Raw genomic sequence first — 5,141 nt, 5'->3', positions numbered from 1 at the left:
AAAGCACTTTGATATCGATCCTCAGCATTTTTAGCCATCAGCTTTGTCACGATCGCCCCTACAATCCTGGGCACTGACGGATTTACCTGATCCACTGGCTGTGCTGTTTTAGCAATATGACAATGCAACAACTCTAAGGGATCATTGGAAATGAAGGGAAGCGTATTGGTTATAGTTAGTAATTGATAGAGAGTGACTCCTAGGGAATAGTAATCAGCTCGATAGTCAATGCCACGATTCATGCGCCCGGTTTGTTCAGGAGCTAAGTAGGCTAAAGTTCCCTCTAAAATGTTTGGGTTTTGAATTTCTTGAGTTTCTTTAGGTAATAAAGAGGCAATGCTGAAATCAATTAATTTAATTTCTTTTGAGGTGGGATTAATTAGAATATTGGCGGGTTTAATATCTTTATGAATAACGCGTTGCTGATGCAAATCGTGCAGAATGCGGGCCAATTGCAGCGCGATCTTGAGCACTTCGACCCAATTAAGCGTGTGCTGCTGTAGATATTGATTGAGGGACAATCCTCCCCAATCTTCCATTACGAGTGCGTAGCCATTACCCACAGTTTGGAGATTTAGGGGGTGAATGATGCCAGGCAAATTGAGGTTTTTGGCGATCGCATATTGATTCCGAAATTGCACCAATTCGCCAAAGGTGGGATAGTCCGACAGCAGGATTTTCAACACCACCGATCGCTGATCCGCATCCTGGACAGCGCGATAGACAGCCGTTCGCGATCCCCAATAAAGTTGTTCGGTGATTGTGTAGCCAGCAATTGCAGGCAATGGCTGGGATGAAGAGCTAGCGAGAGGTGGCATGGATGTGGTTAAGGAAAAATCCTACTTTTCAGTGTAAAGCTTCCTTATTTGTTTCGATATAACAGATTAGTATTGCGTAATAGAACTTATGACTTGATCGGCAGTCGAATCAAAAATTCAGCGCCTTGTCCTGGCTCCGATTCAACGGTCAGACTGCCGCTATGTTTATCCACTACAATTTGTTGGGCGATCGCAAGACCCAACCCTGTGCCTTTACCCACAGATTTTGTGGTGAACAAGTGGTCAAAGATTCTTGACTGCACTTCTACATTCATCCCCTTGCCATTGTCCCGAATCGTAATTTGTACCTGGTCGTTAACCAGCGTTGTGCTGATGGTGATCTGTTGAGGATGCGCTTCTAATTCCTTGAACGATCGCCCCTGGGCTATCTCATCAAACATATCGATCGCGTTAGCCAGAATATTCATAAATACCTGGTTGAGCTGTCCCGGGAAGCAATCGATCAGTGGTATTTCACCATAGTTGGTAATTACCTCGATCGCGGGTCGATTGGCATTCGCCTTGAGTCGATATTTCAGAATCAGCAGCGTACTATCAATCCCTTCATGCAGGTTAGCGCTGACTTTATACTCCGTATCCGCACGGGAGAAAGTTCGCAAACTGGTACTAATCGATTTAATGCGATCGGTTGCTCCTTGCATTGAATTCAGGAGTTGGGGCAAATCTTCGCAAACATATTCCAAATCAATATCTTCAGCGTGATCTTGAATCGGGGAAGTAGGACTAGGATAATGCTGCTGATATAGGGCTAAATGTTCAAGCAAGTCCTGTACATGCTCTTTACCATTATTGATGCTGCCATTGAGGAAGCCGATCGGGTTGTTAATTTCATGGGCAACCCCCGCCACTAGATTTCCTAGCGATGCCATCTTTTCGCTCTGAACCATTTGCAACTGAGCATCTTTGAGTTCCTGCAATGTACGCTCTAAATCTTCAGACTTTTGCTGAATTGTGGCTTCTGCAGCTTTGCGATCACTAATATCTTCAACACTAGACCAAATAAATTGCTCATCATTTCGCTCCACAAGAATCCCAGACAATCGAACAGGAACAAGATGACCATCTTTGTGAATATATTCTTTTTCATAGGGACCATAGCGCCCAGTAGTCTGGAGGCGTTGCGTCTGTAGTTGCTCTTGATCACCATAGGACGCTGGTGTAATTTCAAAGTAGGTTAGTGTAGGAAGCTCATCAGTTGTTCGTCCTACGATCTTGGCATAGGCAGGATTGCAATAGAGCAGTTGCCCATTCATTCTGCACAGCGCTAACCCAATCGATGCTTGATCAAAAAGTGTGCGGTGATAGGCCTCGCTCTCAATCAACGCAGCTTCAGCTTCCTTACGATTGCTGATATCTAACAAGAGGCCATCCCACACCAATGCACCATCTGGGAGTTTTTCAATTCGTGCTTCTCCATGAATCCATTTAACTTTTCCAGATAATGTAATAATTCGCCCTTCCCAGCGCCAAGGAGTTAAGTTTTGGACTGAGTCAGAAATGGACTGACGATGTGATTCAGCATCTTCTGGATGCACCATATCCAAAAGAATTTGGACATCAGTGATCGCCTGTTCAGCCGTAACTTCATACAGGTCGTAACAAGCATTACTAATATATGGCATTGATACTGAGCCATCAGTTTTCATGAGGAACTGATACACCACCCCCGGGACGTTATCCACTAGATGATGGAAGCGAGATTGGGTAGTATCTAATTCATGAAGAGATTGCTCTAATTGTTGGCTATGTTCCTGGGATTGTTGATAGAGCCGCGCATTTTCCAGAGAAATTGCTGCTTGGGTGCAAAGAAAGTTAAGCACTGCAATGCGATCGCTCGTGAATACGCCACTGGTTGATCGACTTTCCAAATATAAAATAGCGTGTAAATTTCCTTGACTGAAAATCGGCAAGCACAATACGCTCTTAGGTTGATGTTGAACGAGGTAATCGCCAATTACGGGAAGCTCAGTCTTGAGATCATCAACCACCACTGTCATTGCAGTGTTCTTTACGTAATGAATCAGTTTAGTAGGAACCGTAGAGTTATCTTCTAGCGGCACAGCTTTCAGTGCTACTTGTTCTGTATTTGCCATTACTCGAACTTGCCATCGATCATTCTCGCAAAGCATTAAGGCACATCCATCTGCTCCAGAGTTTTCAAGCATGGCTTGGGTCAGCTTTTTGAGCAGTTCATCCAGGGCGATCGTGCTGGCGAAGGTCTGAGAAATTTGCAGCAACGTAGCTAAATCTAGAGTCTGGTTGATATTGCTAGCAGAATGTGTGTGAGGCGTGGCATGAATTGAATAGACAGGAGCAGTAATGCTCGAAAGAGTTTCTAAAATAGTTAAGCGCTGGTTGGCCGCTTGCAAAATAGGTTGCAATAATTGAGGATAACGTTCTTCTAAGTCATCGATTTTGGCTTTTGCGCCCCAACGCGCATAACAGTAATAGGCTTCTTGCATGTAGCCTGCGGCAAATTTTTCTTTACCCCAGTCAAGATAAAACTTAGCAGTAAGCTCATTGGCAAGAGCTTCATGATGGGTCAACTGCTCCGTTTTTGCTGCTAAAATCGCCTGCTCGTACAATTCAATTGCTTTTAGTTTCTGATTTTGAATGCGTGCAATTTCAGCGGAAACGAGCAAAAATTGATGTAGAAAATTTTCAGGACAACTGTTAGCCCAAGTTTGAATCTGTTGTTGGTGTGATTCTATGACTTGCCAGTAACGCTTTTGATCTTGCTCAGAGGAATTCGGATAAATTGCCGTTAGAATTAATAAATAATAAAAATAATATTTAGTTACTGGAAAGAAACCAAAATTGGCTGCAATTTTATCCTGAACAATATGACAGGCTTGCAGCGCTGCTTCATATTGCTCATAAGTGTAAAATAACTGTGTCTTTGTATAATAAAACCAATTCAAGCCATGATCAAAATTATTTTCGCGCCATTTGGTTACGCATAGATCTTCATCAAAAATGTCATCATTCAAGCTATGAATAGATTTGCCCTTGCCTTGTAAGTTTTTAATCACTCGCTGTAATGCCAAAAAGGAAAACAGCATGTTAGAGTCACCTGCCTCTTTCAAAGAATTCAGATACTTCTCAGCATCTTTTTCAACTTCCTGCAAGTCTTCCCCAATCTCTAATTTCGTCCAAATAATAAAAAATAAAGCCCAAACACCATAAGTTAGATCACCACAATCTCTACAACGTTGATAGGATTCTTGATAAAGAGCAATGTTGGTTGCAAAGGGGCGATTGTAAGGATTGATTGAATGGCAAAATAAATTATTAACCTTGCCAACTAAGTCAGTTCGATTGAATTTTTCATTCAGCTTCAAAGCTACTTGAGCTAGTTGATAGGCTGTTGAGTAATTTTGATCAAATGCTAAATTCATGGCATAGGTAACATAGCCAAAAGCAGAAAGACTAGTGTTGCCGAATTTAAGGGACAATAATACAATTTTTAAAACAGTCAGTTGCAATAAATCAATATTGGCATCCAAGTAAGCTAAAGTCCATAAATCAACCAAAAGGCGCATGATAAAGTTTTGTTCAAGATCGGTTTGTACTTGATGATCATAAAGACTTGCAATATCAATACTTGCCAAAAATTGCTGTACCTGTTGTTGGTCGTCAGAGATTAATTGTTGTAATTCATTGTCTTTTCTTGGAACTGATAATCCTAAAACTTCTAGGCCTTCTAGCCCCGCAGAAATTCCATTGGCAAAGTTATCCCCTTGAGTCATGCAAAGATTCATCAAAATTGAATAAAGCTTGGCTTGATCTAGGTTGATAGACGTATGCTGGAAAGCAATGTCTAAAAGTTGCCGGCTGGCTTGGAAATTGCCATTCAGATATTCACATTCAGCACATTCCCGATACAGGAAAAAAGTCAGTTCATAGTTAGCTTCCCAGCTATCAACAGATAGCAGCTCGATTCCAAGGTTTAAGTGCTTAATTGCTGTGGCATGAGCATTAGATTTCTTTGCCTTTTCGCCGGCCATTAAATTTAATTGAGCCAGCTTGTGCTTCCAGGATTGATCATTGGTTAAATCAATTCCTATATTCAAGTGATTGACAATATCAAAAACTGTGGCTTCTAATTCTTCCTGTGGCGTACTATTCAGTAGGAGTTGTCCAATCCTGAGATGGGTGGCTTGCTTTTGCTCTTCGGCAATCAAAGAATAAGCCGCCTGTTGCACCCGATCGTGCAGGAATCGATAGGCTGGATTGGCATGATTCTGAGCTTCAATCTGCTCAACTGCCTCAGACTGAAAAAACTTGTAAACCTGCGTGATC

General features: G+C 42.0%; 2 protein-coding genes. Both read right to left on the bottom strand.

The annotated features are described in order from the left end of the window. A partial coding sequence (locus VPK24_RS06995) for a serine/threonine protein kinase (RefSeq protein WP_393011647.1) occupies positions 1-818 on the bottom strand: 818 nt, incomplete at its 3' end. A gap of 86 nt (positions 819-904) precedes the next feature. Further along, a complete protein-coding gene (locus VPK24_RS06990; protein WP_393011645.1) occupies positions 905-5,023 on the bottom strand; it encodes an ATP-binding sensor histidine kinase in 4,119 nt (1,372 codons plus the stop codon). Positions 5,024-5,141 lie beyond the last annotated feature (118 nt).

Source organism: Limnothrix redekei LRLZ20PSL1 (genome assembly GCF_043235035.1).
Lineage (GTDB): Bacteria > Cyanobacteriota > Cyanobacteriia > CACIAM-69d > CACIAM-69d > CACIAM-69d.
This window is presented reverse-complemented; position numbering and strand designations above follow the sequence as displayed.